Below are 15,349 nucleotides of genomic sequence, written 5' to 3'. Positions count from 1 at the left end.
ATCAACTCACCCATCATTGACGAACACTCCATCTTGTGGTCAAATGAATGAAATAAATAGAGGTAATCTTTGGAAACTATTTTTGAAATCATAACTGTTTGGTTAATGGATTTGGGTATATACTTTGTATTGTATTTTCTGATGGCAGGACTTGCCTTTTTTCTTTTGTGGAAAAAATTTACTAAATTTTACCTTCCACGAAGGATTCAGTCCAAACCCAAAGCAAACGATGCTCAAATCCGTATAGAAATCAAACGCTCCATCATTACTCTCTTGTTATTCGCATGTTTTGATGTAAGCATTTATTATATGGAAAAATCTGGTTACACCCTTTTGTATTCGAATTTCAATGATTATGGAATCGGCTATTTTTTCCTATCAATACTCCTTATGTTTTTAATGCATGACACTTACTTTTATTGGACGCATAGAATCATGCACCACAAAAGTATATTCAAATATGTGCATAAGATTCATCACGAATCCATCGATACCACTCCCTATACAGCTTTTTCCTTTCATCCCATCGAATCCATTATAGAATATAGTATCAGCTTCCTCCTCGTTTTTTTGATTCCAGGACATATTTTAAGCCTCATCATTTTTCAAATCTTGAGCACGCTATACAATGTCATCGGCCATATGGGGTATGAACTCTATCCAGCCAATTGGTATCGCATTCCCTTCTTAAAATTTAAAACACCATCAACCCATCACAATTTACACCATTCCAAGTTCAACGGGAACTATGGGCTTTATTTTACTTGGTGGGACAGATGGATGGACACAGAATTTCCAGAAACAAGAGAACGATTTGAAGAAATTACCAAGCGTCCGCTGTACCGAGAACCTGCGCCAAGCGCATAACATCAAGGATATATAAAAAATGAAGAAACTATTAAAAACAAATTTTCTTCTCATCGATTTTGGTTTTCTCTTTTACTGGGGTATCACGTATTTCAAGTTGATACCCGATGAATTGCTTTTCCCTGATTACAAAGATCCGACATTAGTCATTTGGAATTGGTCTTTTTTTCCATTGGATTTGGTGCTTTCCCTCTGTGGGCTCACATCGCTGATTTTACTAAAACAAAACAACGATAGATGGATTTTTTTTGCGATCGTGAGCTTATGTCTGACTTTCACTTCGGGGCTAATGGCCATTTCTTTCTGGGCGATCCAGGGGTGGTTTGACCTAGCATGGTGGCTTCCCAATTTATACCTCATGCTGTATCCTATTCCATTTTTAATTCAATTTTCAAAATCGGATACGAACACGTATCATGCATAAGTGCAAAAGTAAGAAAGGATTTCGTTAGACGATACGCCTATCTTACTTTACATAATCTGGTTCCATTGGCTATTTTGGAATGGTCATAAAAATCTCAATATTATCTTTATTATAAATTTCCATTGCATAATTTTTTTCCGAATCTCTGTCTGATTTGGGCATCACGATCTTTTTTTCTGCAAAATATTCACCAAACTTTGGATATATTTTTTTAATCGCTAGAATCATGGAAACAAAACCTTTGTTAGGAAATTCTGCTTTTAAAACGATCTGTTTCGGAATAAGAATGGTTCGAAATTCTGGAAATTTTGCCTGGAGCTTTTCGGAGTTCTCTTGCGTCGTTATGAATCCAGCATAACTTCGCAAGTTTTCTGCTAACTCCATAGAAGGGTCATCAAAATAAATACCGGCCATTGGTTCCGTTTCAATGTTTAGGGAATTTGCCTTTTCTGATGCTTCTTTAAATTTAGGGGATATATTTTCATAAGGGCCTTTGTGTGCTATTCCAATAAATATCATTGGACCTTCGCTCACTTCGCTGATCACGGGTGTAAAGAATCCGCCTGACCAAACGAAAAAACCAAATACGATTAGAATCATAAGTGAAAAACCGGCAATGACCAATCTATTTTTTGACATGTAATTCTCCTAAAATACTTCTGATTTTGTAAAAAAGGAAAAATGTTGGCAATCGTTTTTACCTGTATCGAGTTATTTTCTACGATTGTCACAAAACATACGGATTTTGGAAATTCTTAGAAAGAATTTGAAAGATAACTTTTATTCTTTATAAACAACAGGAAATTTTAAAGTTATTATTACAATAATTCCAAGAACCGTATGTACTCGAAGGGTTATTGAAAGAACCACCGATGGAAGAGGAATCTGAAGTCCAACCTTCACAATCACTGACAAAGACAGCAGGAACCGCTCCAACCCAATATCCATGAGAGGTAAACCAAGTGTTACTTGCGATGGTTATCCCTAGTTGTCGTGAGATTGCCAGTTCATGCGCAGTGCACATATGAGCATTGACATTATTGCAGGCGCTGGAAGCTTCACATAACGATTTTGCTGTCGAATAACCACCTATATTTCCCGTGTATGTAGCGGATGTAGTACCACAATATACTCCAACGGCACTTGAAGATATCCTTCCGTTCACAGTTAAGGTCGCAGCATTTGCCTGAGATGATGTATTGATAAAGACAGCGCCCGAAGAAAAAACTGCATTCACTCCGCTTTTTGTCCAGTCTGGTATCGATTCAACTGCCGTTCGTAATGTAGAAAAGTTTGTATTGATGTCGGAGGCTTTAACAACCTGTCCACTAAAAAATGTATTGAATGTGCCCGTTAGGCTGATGGCAAATAAGCCCATCGACAAAATTCCGAATGTAAATCCTATGCCGGCAATCAAACCTCTCAAAAAGGTAGCAAGTAAGGATTTGTCTGTGTGATGCATAACACGCTCCGGGCGAAATTCCGATGATCAAATATTCTCATATATTGGTCTCTTTCATTTCGAATTTTGTCAAAAAATATAAATGGTATTAGGAAATATTTTATCGAACGACAAAATGGTATAATTTGTTGACGGAGAGCCTGGACTAAGAGACTCTTTGACCGATTATGTGGAGATGGTTTGTTTTAATCGTATTTCTATTTTTTTTTCCACATCAAATTCTAATCTCTGATACTATTAAACTAAAGAATGGAACGGTGATTGAAAATGCAAAAACGGAAATTCACAATGAATCTGTAATCATTTCGGAAAACGGAGTCAAAAAAACATTTTCAAAATCTTCTGTCGCATCGATCAAATTAAAACCGGTAAAAATGAAACAAGAATCCTCCACACCGAAAAAAGAATCGACTACTTCGGTAAGAGATGAAAGGATTCGAATCGCAGAATCACTTCAGGATCAATTCGACTGGGAAGCCGATGTAGGTTCAAAACCAAGGCTTGCTCTTTTAAATTTTCAAGCAGGAAATGGAGTCACAGCTTCCGAATTGGAAACCGTAACGGAGATCATCATTACCAATCTGGTCAAAACGAATTTATTTGAAGTGGTCGATCAGCAGACGATTCTTAAAACCAAACAGGAGCAGAATAAATATAACGAAGACTGTCGGAAAGAGATAAAGGATTGCACAATTCAACTTGGAGAACTAATCAATGCCAATCGAATCCTGACTGGAAAAATTACAAAAATAAATTCTAAATATTTTATTAATGGTTATATAGTTGACCCCACTCAAAATCGCATTGATTTTGCAGAATCAGAAATTGCGGAGAACCTATCTCTCCTCACCCAAGCGAGTGAAATTTTCGCAAAAAAAATTGCTGGAGGGGTTCTCGAGTATTATGATGTAGAATATAAGTCAAAAGTAACCATTCAAAACTTATCATATATCAAAAAATCTGCGATGTTTCCTGGATATGGTCAATATACGCATTATTCTCAGAATCAGCTGGAAATTCAAAAATATAAATCTATCATTTTAGCTAGTGTCACCATCGGACTCATTTTTCATAACATTTCACAATACCAAAATTATCTAGAAGAGAGAAAAATGTATAAAGAGAGTCAGACATATTTTTTATTATCCTGGAACTCTCCTCTTGATGCGATTTCCCTATTCAATGAAAATATGAGACATGAAAAGTTAAAACAAACCCAGATCGAAAGCCAAACGGCAATGACACTCCTCGCAGCAGTATATATTTTAAATTTAGTGGATGCCTACTTTTTACCAACAAGAACTAAAAGCAGTGAGTCAGATCAATTTTTTTTTCGATTTGAATCAAATTCTAGATTCCCTTCAATGCATGCAGGTTCCAAAGAAAATTTACTTACCGCAGAATATGGGTATCGGTTCTAAGTATGAATCCACATCTTATATCACTTATTTGTTTACTGCTTACATCTTGTCAAATTTGGAAGACTGATATCGATAGAGACAAAACATTTCTTTTAAAAATAATCTCAATGTTTTTTCGAGATGATACGGCCTTGATCGTGACGAGCATCATTCCGAAAAATTCATCAACAAGTAACTACAGAAATACAAATGTATTTATCGGCTTCAATAAAAATGTGGCTGGCATAACGAAACAACAAATAAACATCAGACCAAACAATCTTTCAACTTCAATCGAAGGAGAATTAGTGACAAATGGGAAGTTTATCGTATTTACGCCTGCTACTTTACTACTGCCGAATACAACTTATACTGTGTCAATTTCTGCTGAGAATGGATTAAGTTCAAGTTATGAATATCAATTCTCAACGGGATCGGAAGTTGATAATACGCCCCCCTCTGTTTTGTCGACTTCACCAGAAATTGGAGAAACTAATTTTCCAATCAATGCCAAAATCATTGTCAATTTCAATGAATCGATTGACCCAACAACTGTATCTGAATCGAATTTTTCCTTACAAGGAAATCCGCCTGGAGTGCTTTCTATTCAAGACCAAAGTTTATTATTTTCGCCAAATTCTAATTTGTTGCCAGTAACCGCTTACATCTGTGTCATAAAATCTGGAATCAAAGATATAGCAGGAAACCAAATGGTTCGTCCCTATTCGTGGGTTTTTTCTACTTCAGAAACGGAGGCTTCGACATGTTTCTTTGATTTAGGTATTTTTGGAATCTGTCTCTATGAATAGTTTTTTTTAATTTATTTTTATCGATCAATATTTAATCGAATCTATGTTATAACAACAATCAAAAAATGTTTATAACTGAGCAACCTCTTCCTTTGAATAGACACTTAGAATATAGTCAATGGTTTTAATTTCACTCTGGTCAAAGAGAAGTTCATTTAAATAGAAAAAATCTAAAATTAACATTCGTTCTTCGGCTGATATTTTTATCAGTTCATGTAGAATGATCGAGAGTCGATTAGGATTTCTATCTTTTGGACTGCACTTTTTTTCTTCCTGTAACTGAAAGGTTGATTTCATATCCTTCACAAACTCTTCCCATCGTCCAATTTGAGAAAGTAAGGACTCAATCAGAGACAGTAATTCAGGTTTGATCAAGTTTGATTCTTTTAGAAAAACAAATATCATTCGAATGGATGCATAAAGATTTTGGTTTCGAAAAAAGAGACGGCTAAGCTCTTCTCTTTCAAGATGTTCGAATAAAAGCGCAAGCTCTCCAAATCCATTCGATGAATCCTCTAGATTGGCAAAAAATGTATCCCAGGCCTTTGCGTCCAGGTTTGCAAGAAGATGGATTTTTAATGTTTTATCTTTGTTTACAACTTCTGATGCAAGAAGTTGTAAACTCATCTCGGACGGAAAAAGTTTCGTTACTTGAGAAATATACCTTCCATACTCCTCATTGACATCGATCAGATACTGACCTAAGGCAAAATAAATATAATTCTCAACCAATTCTACGGGTAAATTGGGATTTTTGAAAATCGATTCCACATGGGAATCCTCGCGAAAAATCCAAAGGTATCTCACAAAATACTCCCGGAGCTCTGGCGTATAAAATAAAATTTCAAAGAATTCGCGAGCAACTTCGCTCTGTGAAACCGAAAGGAGAGTCCTTTTGGCCGACTCTGGGCTCATCTGTTTCCAGCATTTGATATCTAGCGGTTCCATCTCTACTCAAGACGAAATTAAGGGCATTTTCCCAAAGAGTATTCGACAATTTTATGCAAAAAATTTCATTTTGATTACTGATAAAAATAGAACTAGTCCTAAATCGGGATGACTAAAAATCTTCAGTGCGACAAGAAAAACGGAAAGGAAAGAAAGTGCCTAATATGCCTTCGGTAATCGTTTCATGAAAAAATCCACTACTACCTCCCCTCATCGAATCTACTCTATGAGTTTTGCCAGCGTCTATCCGTTGTATATTGCCAAGGTCGAACGCAAAGGAGGACGTAAGGCGGATGTTGATACCATTATTAAATGGCTAACTGGATACACTGAAAAGTCTCTGGAATCGCAAATAAAAAAAGAAGTTAGCTTTGAAACATTCTTTGAGAAAGCGCCCAAATTGAACCCGAACCGAAAACTAATAACAGGAGTTATCTGCGGTATCCGTGTTGAGGAGATCCAGGAGTCACTGATGCAAGAGATTCGTTATCTCGACAAAGTCATTGATGAATTAGCAAACGGCAAAAAGATGGAAGCGATTTTAAGAAAAGCATCTCCGGAGACAGTAAATATTTTGAAAGCTGGATTCGCTATCCCGCGCTTAGGTGCACCCGCGGAACGAGCACTTGCACAGGCTGGTATCTTAAATATGAAACAGGTTAGTCGGTATACAGAGAAAACGATCGCTTCACTCCATGGTGTTGGTCCGAAGGCGATAAAAATCTTACAGACCGAACTCAAAAAATTGGACTTAAAATTTAAGGTTTGAGTTTACAAAACCACGAAACAAAGTGAATTTCGATTCGCGGTTCAGATTCTTTTTTAGATGCCACTATCTCCAATTTGAATCAAAGAAGGAACTTTTTGTAAATTGCAGGAAAGAGCACCGATCCAGTTGTCCACAAGGAAACCAATCGTAGTCATTGTGTTTTTACATGAGTCTACCGATCCTTTGGTGTAATGCGCAGAATCCGATATACCGGCAAGGCCTGGTACAACGGCTCCATCAATTACAATACTGAGAACGGCAACAGCGCCTGTTAAGTTTGAAGCTCCAGCTTGACTTGCTGCAATTGGTGCGAATATTATATTATTCGTATTTGCGATGGCAAGAATTTCAGATTTTACTTTACTCCCCTTAACACCACCCTGCCCTAAAATACCAACATTTTCACATGAAACCAAAAAAAATACGACATATAATACCGCAATATTCAAATATACTTTTTTCACAAACCATCTCCTGATTTTCGTTAGACTATCTCACTAATGCTCATTTTTTTTACAATTCTTTTTTTTAACAAAAGTTACTTTCTAACAGAATTCAATCATTTCATATTTAAAAAAGTCTGTAGAAAGTGATGATACATTTCAAGTATTATAAAAGTGCTAAGGTTTGCTTGTAACTAGATGTGCTGCCTACTGAACTCTATCGGAGTGTATTTAGCATTTCCAGCAACAACTGGGAAATTGTTTTGACTGGAGGGAATTAGCAAAGTGGTGGATGCCTTCGTTAGGCTACAAAGGAGGGGCAAACTTGATTCGGAAACGGTATGGGAAACAAATCCCAAAATGTTTCCAGATACGCTGCCGTCCTCTTTTAGAGAAGGTTTGCTCGACTGTTCTTTTCCCCGAACACAGCGGGTGGGTAAGACTCCCCCCGTTCCATTTCTTCTCCATATCGAATGATCGATTCTCCAAGACGAAACGGAGCATCTGCATTGTCTCTGTGGGCAAGACTACAGACCAGAAAATTGAGAGCGAAGGACGAAAGTGCAAAAACCAAAGGGACACGAACGATCATTTTCATAAAAATCCTCCCAGGCATTTCCATGGTTTCTCGGTTCCGTTTTGGACGCAAGTCAGTTTTAGAACAATTCTAAAACTAAAGAAAGTCAGAGACTTGGATGTCCGGGAAGATATTGTGTTCAAACTCTACGGCTGCTAGTCTCTCCTCATCAATTCGACCCGAATCCAGCATTTCTTTCAAATGCATGTAGACGTTAGTATGTACATTGGTTCGTCTCACTGCATAATCCACCATGGTACCTGTTTTCATAATGAAGGCCCAGTCCGAGCTTTGCAAAAGGAGAAGTTCCCGCCCCATTTGCTTGAGCACTCGAAGCGTTAAAGGGTCCTTGCTATCCTTATACAGGTGTGCTTTTTCGTGCATATCAATAGAGAGCGCAAAGATATGTTCATAAATCCATTCATTGGTTCCATTGAGCCAAACATCTCCATAACCGTCCTCACCCCAACTCGACATTTTCATCTTCACAGACTGTACCCGAGGCAGTAAGCGGGTGACTTCTAGAGGGAATGCAGGTTTAACGGTTGATTGGTCGAAGTGCATTTTTTTGAATAAAAATTCGATAAACTGAGGACCTTCATACCACCAGTGACCATATAACTCTGCGTCATATGGAGAAACGATAATTGCGGGCTGTTTGTTTTGAGCATAAAGCCATTCCGCTTGGCGCATCCGATTCTTTAGGAAATCTTCGGCATGCGCGCCGCAAGCTTCCATAGCCCAATCAGGATGGTAGTATTCTTTATAAGATGATCTACCAGTGATACGGTAATACTTCATACCTGTATTGATACGAATTCCATTCGAATTCAAGTATGGTTTAATATAATCATATTCTAAATCATGCCCGATATCCCTGTAGTATTCGCGGTATCGGAAATCTCCAGGATAGCCATCTGTAGCACTCCAGACCTGCCTCGAGCTTTCTGGGTCACGACCAAAAGCAAAGATTCCGTGGCCGACTTCAACAGGAGCATACACACCGTACATCGGCCTTGGAACTGAGTGCGTGACTCCATGCGTATCTACGAAAAAATATCGGAAACCTTCGGCATCTAAAGCATCCTCAATCCCTGGATGGAATCCTGACTCAGAAAGCCATATTCCCTTTGGGTCCCTGCCCCAAATGCGTCGGAACGTGCGTCGACCGTTCCTAAGTTGAGAACGAACAATGCTCGGCTCGGATTCGTAGAATGGTAAAAATCCGTGAGTGGCAGGGCTTGTGATGATTTCCAGATTCCCAGACTCCAAAAAAGGAATCAATTGTTTGGTGATGTCACCACCAGTCTCTTCGAATATCTCAAGCGTGTTTTGAAAATGTTCCAAATATCTTTTAGAAAGGTAGTTTAAATGTGGATCGTAATCTGTTCGAATCGTTTCCTTTTTTGCGAGTAAAATCAGATTCGAAATGTATTCTCTGAATTTACCTTGTAAATATTCATCCACAAGCATAGAAGAGAGAGAAGGTGTGAAAGACATTGTGATCTTAAAAGGTACATTCTCTTTTTTTAAATTCTTAAAAACACGAATGAGTGGAATGTAAGTTTCCAAGATGGCTTCATTTAGCCAATTTTCTTCTATAAAAGGTTTCGCATACCCAGGATGTCTAACATAGGGCAGGTGAGCATGTAACATCATAACCAAGTAACCGCGCGGTTCGTTCATGTCTTATATGTCCTTACGCTTATTGCCAGAACTAGGTCGAGAGGAGCCATCGAAGCCTCCGAAAAAAAACTCCGAGTTGTAGATTCCGTCCTTTTCCGGATCAAAGGATTCTGTAAATTTCCAATCTCCTGACTTTGACTGTTTTACCCATCCCTGTTCAATCCACTTTGGATGGATCCATGATCCATCTAACGAAAACGATTCGACGCCAGGTGGAAGATCGCCGTCGCCTGTTTCTAAGAATAATTTTAGTTTTCCCTGGAAGTTGGCATAAACATAAGCCCTGAGCTGTTTCACGGGGCTTGGAAAATTACAGAAATAGGATTTCGTCATGGGAGCCAAATCATACCAGGCGACTTCCGATTTTCCGTTTTGATTTACGTATTCAACTTTGAGCTTGAATTGGATTTCAGAAGGATTTTGGGCAGAAAATTCCTGCATGACATGATCAAAATGCGCGGGGTGGATTTTCCAGAAAACATAAGCCTGAAACGGGTTTCGTGCCAATATTTTGACGAGATCTCGGTCCGTGGAATGAGCGGGCCTGAGGTAGTCTTCGTTTTCGTATATTTTAATTTTTGTAGAAACGGGTTTAGTTTCTTTTATACTGACAGTTTTTTTCTTCGCGGCAGCTTTTTTTTTCGGAGCGGGTTTTTCTATATCTTTATCTGCCATAAGTCAAAAATCCTTACTTTCCATTCAAACCTTACATCAAGAATTTCAAAGCGAAGAACGTTATCATCAATTCTTTTTTATTTGACTCCAATTTTTTTCTTAAACATACTAAGAATTAACACAAAAGTAAGGAATGCTATGAAAATAAAGTACACTTGGAAACATTTAGATCGATCAGAGGCCGCAGAAACATACAGCAATGAGAAATTGGAGCGTGTCACGAAATTTGTGCAAAAGGTAATTTCCTGCGATGTTACATTTGAAAGCATTCATGGAGAAATCCATGCGAACCTAAATCTAAATGCGGATGGGAATCATTTTAATGCACATAACCAAAATAAGGATATATATGTCTGTATTGATGGCCTGGAAGACAAAATTCTCTCCCAAGTGAGCAAATTGCACGATAAAAAAAGCCACCATTAGAAATGTTCCATAAATCGGATGAAGCGATACACTCACTTTCTGTTGGAGAGTTTGAAAAAGCAAAATCGTTGTATTCGGTTTTACTCGATAAAGAGCCGGAAGACCTAGATTATATCAGCGGTTATTTTGTTGCCAGTTTCTGGGACAATCGACTTGATCTTGTTTTGCGGACCAGAGAGGGGAAGGAAAGAGGAAAACTTCTCCTCGATTATTTTTCCGTTTTTGAATTAGAATCAAAAAAAAGAAACATCCAGGAGACGGTCGCCTACTCGACTTGCCTGAGATGCATACTCGAAGAGGCCTCCACCCATCTAAAACTCGCCTATCGCTGGGAAGGTGCCAACGCCCTTGATGCCGATTCCCTTACGGAACTGGCGATCTGCCTGATCAAAATCGGCGATTACAGGACGGCTCTTGAGATACTCCCGTATTCAGACACGAGCACTCGCATTTCGCCCCATCTAAAATTTTATCTCGCCGAGGCTTATTGCATGGTCGGTCGGGAAAGAGAAGGTAAAGAAATCTATCTAGCGGCATTTTTGGAAGATCCTGGTTTGTTTCATTCCGAACTCGTTTCTTACCCTCCCCTTCGATCCCTGATCGAGGAGGCAAAAAAAGTCGTGGGAGAAGAGGAAATTTGCGAATATGTTCCTGTCCTCGCCTGGAAAACAAAACTCTTTTTAGCCGATAAGCAGGCAACACCCGAGGAAATCAAAGTTTGGCAGAAAGAACTGAACAGGCTGTATGAGGCTTTAAAGAAAGGAACGAACAAAGAATTTAAGGTGAAGTGTAGAATCCAACAATATGCCTATGCGATTATAGAAATGGCACCACAAAATCTCTTCCGTGATGCCATCCTTCAGGCTAAAAGTGTTTTAGCAGAATTTTAATTTTCTGCTTCGCCGATCAAATAGTGAATTTCTTTCGCAGCAGTTCCGCGGCCTGTCTTTTCGTAATACAGTTCTAACTCGCGTAAGCCACCAATCGAACCAGGCTCTTTTTTGATATGATCGATGAGAGCCTTTCTTTGGTAGTTATCACTGAGATCAATGCTTGCAGGCTCATTCAAGTAGGATGTATTTTCTAAGACAACACCCGCTGATTCTTGGAGTGAGGATTCGTTTTTATTTAGCCTAGAGACAGAAACAAAAGCAAGAGTGATGACAAGAACGGCCGAAAAGGAATACTGCAAGTTTCGGTTTTCGACGAGATTGCGAAGGGTTGAAAACGTTTCAGGTGCTTGTTCGATCTTTTCATTTTGTAAAAGATTCATAAGACGGGTATCAAAATCATCAGACATGCGCGGTAGGATGGTTTCTTCTTTTTTACGTTTTTCTGAGAACATGCTACAGAGGCAATTCTCAACGACGACAGACTCGTGTGATTCAGTAAAAAGTTGTGGGTATCTAGCTCGTAGCCATGTTGCTATATTCATAATTTCTATTTTTCGAAAAATCCTTCACCCTTTTCGTCTTTTAGGATGAGATGTTTCAAAAACTCCTTCGCCTTAAAAAGTCTGCTTTTGACGGTTCCTACATTACACTCCATGATCTCTGCAATCTCATTATAAGAGAGATTTTCAAAATACCGAAGCTCAAGGACTTGTTTGTAGGAATCTTCGAGAAGCCCAATCTTATCCATTAGATAGCGAGACTCCTCGGAAAGTTCGAGTTTTTTTTCATATCCCTCGCGCTCATCGACAAATTGGTTGTCACCCGAGTCGTCCATGGGCTTTTCCCTGCCTCGTTTCTTCTTCGCGAGTAGGTCCTTAGATTTGTTCACGACGATGCGGTAGAGCCAGGTATATACACCGGCTTCAGCTCTAAAGTTTTGAATGGATTTGTAACCGGAGATTAAGGCATCTTGGACGATGTCTTCCGCATCATCCGAGTCTTTGACCATCGAAACTGCTTTCCGAAACAACCTCTCCCGAAATGGGGAGACAAGTGTCATGTATGCAGTCGGGTCACCGGCCTTAATTTTTTGGAGAAGGATTTTCTCTTTCTCCCGCAAGGTCATATTTTTGCCTTCAAGGGGGCGTGGCATCAGGACAAGGATGTTAGAACCATAAAAAAGTTCAATGTTTTTAGATGCAAATATGGGCTAGATTCGATGAAACATTTTTTCAAGATCCTGCCTCGATAGCTTGATCAGAGTCGGACGCCCATGAGGGCAAAGTGATGGATTTTCACAAAAAGATAAGCGTTGCAAAAGTTCAGCGATGAGATGATCAGAAACCATATCACCCTTCTTGATGGCCGAACGACACGCGACACATTTTGCCATTTCATCAAACATCTGTTTCTCTTCTAAATGACGTGTCTTTCTTCTTTCTAAAAAATCAAGTATGGTTTCTTGTTCTTTGCCGGGATCAATGTAACTTGGAACTTCGCGGATTAAAATTGTCCCGCCTGAAAATGGTTCGATCGAAATTCCGATTTCCGCGAGCGCCTCCTTGGATGAAAGTGCTTCTTCGGCTTCTTCTATGGTCATTTCAATGCGAATCGGGGTTAAAAGAACTTGGGTTTTATATGCCTTTTCCTTTAAATCTCTTAGGACTTCTTCATACCGGATCCGTTCATGAGCTGTATGTTGGTCGATGATGTAAAGTCCGTCTTCTGCTTCTGCGAGAATGAATGTTTCAAAAATGATACCATAGTGTTTCTTCGGTACAAAGGCATGGTGTTTGGTCGGTGTTTCACTGAGCAAATTCAAATTGATTCCCGGAGAGATTCCCGTCAGTGAAAAATGTTCTCTGTAGGGTAAAGTTGCGGCAAGTCCAAGTCCCATTTCCTCGCCCAGATTACTCTCTCCGTGCACATAAGGAATGGGCATCGACAGCCTTCGCCGCATCTCCAAAAACTCTACTGGAGTCGACGTACGCAACACTTCTTGGATACCCTGGAATAATAATCCAGAAATGGTATCCTCTGATAAAAACCGAATTTCTTTTTTCTGAGGATGTACATTCACATCAATGAAGTTAGCTGGTAGTTCAAAAAAGAGAAATGCATAGGGAAACGCGCCCGATGGAAGCAGCTCTCCATAACATCGTTTTAGGATTTGGGCACTGAACTTAAGTTCGATGGACCTCTGGTTAACAAAAAAAAACTGACTCATCCGGGAGGACTTATAAAAATCAGGGTGTGATATCCAACCATGGAGACGAATGCCATTTCGTTCTACGGATACAGCAAGCAGATGGTCACGTAAATTTTCTCCATAAATAGAAAGCACTCTCTCGAATGCTGGCTCGGGATTTAAATTTAATACGACCTTCCCATTTTGAACGTATCGAAATCCTACGTTTGGAACCGCAAGAGACATGATTTGCAATCTAGTTCTATTTTTTTTCTCTTCACCAATTTCTGTTTTTAAAAACTTTCGCCGAACGGGCGTATTGTAAAAGAGATCTGTGATTTCAATCCTCGTTCCGACAAAATGAGGGATCTCTTTTTCTGAGGTGACTTTTCCGTCTTCCGTTTTGATTTCATATGCCACACGTTCCCCTTCCATGCCACTGGCAATGGAAAGTTTGGAAACGGATGCTATGGAAGCGAGTGCCTCCCCGCGAAATCCAAAGGTAAAAATATGTTCTAAGTCCTGAAATTTATGTATCTTGGAAGTGGCATAGCGCTTCACACAAAGGGGCAGATCCTCTCGTGCCATTCCGACTCCATTATCGGAGATGAGAATGCGGCTCAGTCCCGCATTTTCTGTTAGAACTTCGATTTTTGTGGCCTTAGCATCAAGAGAGTTTTCGATGAGCTCTTTGAGGATGGAATGGGCCGACTCGATCACTTCTCCTGCCGCGATCTGGTTGATCAATTCGGGAGAAAGTGTTTGGATGATGCCCATTACGGCAACCATCCAAGGCGGGAGCTTTTTTACCTAGAAAAAATTAGCAGTTTAGGCAGCGCCCCAGAATAGAAATATCGATCCGGTCTACTTTAAAGCCTAATTCGTCGAAATTGACGTCATTGGTATTTAGACTCAGGCTGGGAACATCATATACTTTTCCACAATTTCGACAGATCAAGTGCGAGTGGTTCTCGAGGAAAGCATCATATCGGATGGACTCGGATTCCATATTGAGCTTATTGATCAGCCCATGCTCGACCAAATATTCGAGAGAATTATAGACAGTAGCAAAACTAATTCGGTCTGCTTTTCCTTTCACCGATTCAAAAACCATCTTGGCTGTTGGGTGGTCTTTTCTTGCTGTCAAGTCTTGGAAAATCAATTCTCTGTGTTTTGTAAGTGTTTTCATCAAAATCATTTACCCTTTCATTTATTCTAACACCTTCGAATCGGGATGGTCAAATTGATTTTCATTATTATTCTGATTCTAAATATTGATATTTATCAACCTATGAGGATTCCATGAGCTTCGATTCCACGACATTTAAATCAGCACTTTCTCTTTGGGCAAGCGGTGTCACCGTCATTTGTTACCGTTCTTCAAATAAATCTGGCGGCATCACAGTATCGAGTTTTTCTTCGGTATCTCTGGATCCTCCCCTCGTACTTTTCTGTTTGGCGAAAGGAAGTCAGGCAAAACATGAGATCGAAACCTCGGCATCCTTTTCTGTGAATATTCTCTCCTCGGAACAAAAACAAATTTCCGCTGATTTTGCTTCTAGTTCCCTGGACAAAGAGGAAGTTTTAAATTTACTAAAGCCAACAGTTAGCAAATCGGGATTACCCTTCCTTACGGGTGCCCTGGTCAATCTGGATTGTAAACTGCATCAAATGATCGATGCTGGCGACCATTACCTCGTTCTTGGAGAGGTCAGAGAGGCACAGGTCCAGGAAGGAAAACCTCTCCTCTATTTCAATAGAAATTATAAAGACATTATATAA

The 15,349-nt window shown here is 39.4% G+C and carries 19 protein-coding genes; 8 read left to right on the top strand and 11 right to left on the bottom strand.

Annotated features, from left to right (window positions below; genetic code table 11):
* Positions 1–69: 69 nt before the first annotated feature.
* Positions 70–867: a sterol desaturase family protein gene (locus EHQ58_RS12425; protein ID WP_135624197.1), complete on the top strand. Its 798-nt coding sequence runs from the start codon at positions 70–72 to the stop codon at positions 865–867.
* Positions 868–886: 19 nt separating this feature from the next.
* Positions 887–1,291 carry a DUF5360 family protein gene (locus tag EHQ58_RS12420; protein ID WP_135624196.1) on the top strand — a complete coding sequence of 135 codons (405 nt, stop codon included), beginning with the start codon at positions 887–889 and terminating at the stop codon, positions 1,289–1,291.
* Between the two features lie 69 nt (positions 1,292–1,360).
* Here EHQ58_RS12420 and EHQ58_RS12415 read toward each other — a convergent pair whose 3' ends face one another.
* Complete coding sequence (locus EHQ58_RS12415) at positions 1,361–1,930, bottom strand: GyrI-like domain-containing protein (RefSeq protein WP_135624195.1); 570 nt, start codon at positions 1,928–1,930, stop codon at positions 1,361–1,363.
* Positions 1,931–2,078: 148 nt separating this feature from the next.
* Positions 2,079–2,753 (bottom strand): hypothetical protein, encoded by a 675-nt coding sequence (locus tag EHQ58_RS12410; RefSeq protein ID WP_135624194.1) that lies wholly within the window; start codon positions 2,751–2,753, stop codon positions 2,079–2,081.
* Between the two features lie 167 nt (positions 2,754–2,920).
* On the opposite strand from EHQ58_RS12410, the gene EHQ58_RS12405 reads away from it, so the two are divergent.
* Together EHQ58_RS12405 and EHQ58_RS12400 are read left to right on the top strand one after the other, a co-directional pair.
* Positions 2,921–4,174 (top strand): DUF5683 domain-containing protein, encoded by a 1,254-nt coding sequence (locus EHQ58_RS12405; RefSeq protein WP_135624193.1) that lies wholly within the window; start codon positions 2,921–2,923, stop codon positions 4,172–4,174.
* Positions 4,175–4,176: 2 nt separating this feature from the next.
* A complete protein-coding gene (locus tag EHQ58_RS12400; RefSeq protein WP_135624192.1) occupies positions 4,177–4,962 on the top strand; it encodes an Ig-like domain-containing domain in 786 nt (261 codons plus the stop codon).
* 69 nt (positions 4,963–5,031) lie between these two features.
* On the opposite strand, the gene EHQ58_RS12395 is transcribed toward EHQ58_RS12400, so the two are convergent.
* A complete protein-coding gene (locus tag EHQ58_RS12395) occupies positions 5,032–5,910 on the bottom strand; it encodes an LBF_1199 family protein (RefSeq protein WP_135624191.1) in 879 nt (292 codons plus the stop codon).
* Between the two features lie 184 nt (positions 5,911–6,094).
* On the opposite strand from EHQ58_RS12395, the gene EHQ58_RS19070 reads away from it, so the two are divergent.
* Positions 6,095–6,679, top strand: a complete 585-nt coding sequence (locus tag EHQ58_RS19070) for a DUF2200 family protein (protein WP_135624190.1) — start codon at positions 6,095–6,097, stop codon at positions 6,677–6,679.
* Between the two features lie 53 nt (positions 6,680–6,732).
* Here EHQ58_RS19070 and EHQ58_RS12385 read toward each other — a convergent pair whose 3' ends face one another.
* From EHQ58_RS12385 to EHQ58_RS12370, 4 genes are all read right to left on the bottom strand, one after another.
* Positions 6,733–7,143: a TIGR04452 family lipoprotein gene (locus EHQ58_RS12385; protein WP_167883623.1), complete on the bottom strand. Its 411-nt coding sequence runs from the start codon at positions 7,141–7,143 to the stop codon at positions 6,733–6,735.
* Positions 7,144–7,510: 367 nt separating this feature from the next.
* The gene (locus tag EHQ58_RS12380) at positions 7,511–7,720 is read right to left on the bottom strand and encodes a hypothetical protein (RefSeq protein WP_135624188.1); all 210 of its coding nucleotides are present in this window, start codon (positions 7,718–7,720) and stop codon (positions 7,511–7,513) included.
* Positions 7,721–7,795: 75 nt separating this feature from the next.
* A complete protein-coding gene (locus tag EHQ58_RS12375; protein ID WP_135624187.1) occupies positions 7,796–9,385 on the bottom strand; it encodes a glycoside hydrolase family 57 protein in 1,590 nt (529 codons plus the stop codon).
* A 3-nt stretch (positions 9,386–9,388) separates the two neighbouring features.
* Positions 9,389–10,060 (bottom strand): hypothetical protein, encoded by a 672-nt coding sequence (locus EHQ58_RS12370; RefSeq protein WP_135624186.1) that lies wholly within the window; start codon positions 10,058–10,060, stop codon positions 9,389–9,391.
* Between the two features lie 138 nt (positions 10,061–10,198).
* On the opposite strand from EHQ58_RS12370, the gene hpf reads away from it, so the two are divergent.
* The gene (gene hpf / locus EHQ58_RS12365; protein WP_135624185.1) at positions 10,199–10,486 is read left to right on the top strand and encodes a ribosome hibernation-promoting factor, HPF/YfiA family; all 288 of its coding nucleotides are present in this window, start codon (positions 10,199–10,201) and stop codon (positions 10,484–10,486) included.
* 2 nt (positions 10,487–10,488) lie between these two features.
* On the top strand, positions 10,489–11,376 hold the full coding sequence (locus tag EHQ58_RS12360; protein ID WP_135624184.1) for a hypothetical protein: 888 nt from the start codon (positions 10,489–10,491) through the stop codon (positions 11,374–11,376).
* Here the strand turns inward: EHQ58_RS12360 and EHQ58_RS12355 are convergent.
* From EHQ58_RS12355 to EHQ58_RS12340, 4 genes are read right to left on the bottom strand one after another with little or no spacing between them, the layout of a single operon-like run.
* Positions 11,373–11,921 carry an LIMLP_12425 family protein gene (locus EHQ58_RS12355; protein WP_135624183.1) on the bottom strand — a complete coding sequence of 183 codons (549 nt, stop codon included), beginning with the start codon at positions 11,919–11,921 and terminating at the stop codon, positions 11,373–11,375. The genes EHQ58_RS12360 and EHQ58_RS12355 overlap by 4 nt on opposite strands.
* Before the next feature lie 5 nt (positions 11,922–11,926).
* Positions 11,927–12,532 (bottom strand): RNA polymerase sigma factor, encoded by a 606-nt coding sequence (locus EHQ58_RS12350; protein WP_246047346.1) that lies wholly within the window; start codon positions 12,530–12,532, stop codon positions 11,927–11,929.
* Positions 12,533–12,589: 57 nt separating this feature from the next.
* Positions 12,590–14,344, bottom strand: coding sequence for a DNA mismatch repair endonuclease MutL (mutL, locus tag EHQ58_RS12345; protein ID WP_135624182.1), 1,755 nt, complete (start codon positions 14,342–14,344; stop codon positions 12,590–12,592).
* Positions 14,345–14,387: 43 nt separating this feature from the next.
* Positions 14,388–14,756: a Fur family transcriptional regulator gene (locus tag EHQ58_RS12340; RefSeq protein WP_135624181.1), complete on the bottom strand. Its 369-nt coding sequence runs from the start codon at positions 14,754–14,756 to the stop codon at positions 14,388–14,390.
* A 113-nt stretch (positions 14,757–14,869) separates the two neighbouring features.
* Between EHQ58_RS12340 and EHQ58_RS12335 the strand changes: the two genes are divergently transcribed.
* Entirely contained in the window at positions 14,870–15,349 is a 480-nt protein-coding gene (locus EHQ58_RS12335) for a flavin reductase family protein (RefSeq protein ID WP_135624180.1), read from the top strand.

Source organism: Leptospira ognonensis, from assembly GCF_004770745.1.
GTDB classification, from domain to species: Bacteria; Spirochaetota; Leptospiria; order Leptospirales; family Leptospiraceae; genus Leptospira_A; species Leptospira_A ognonensis.
This window is presented reverse-complemented; position numbering and strand designations above follow the sequence as displayed.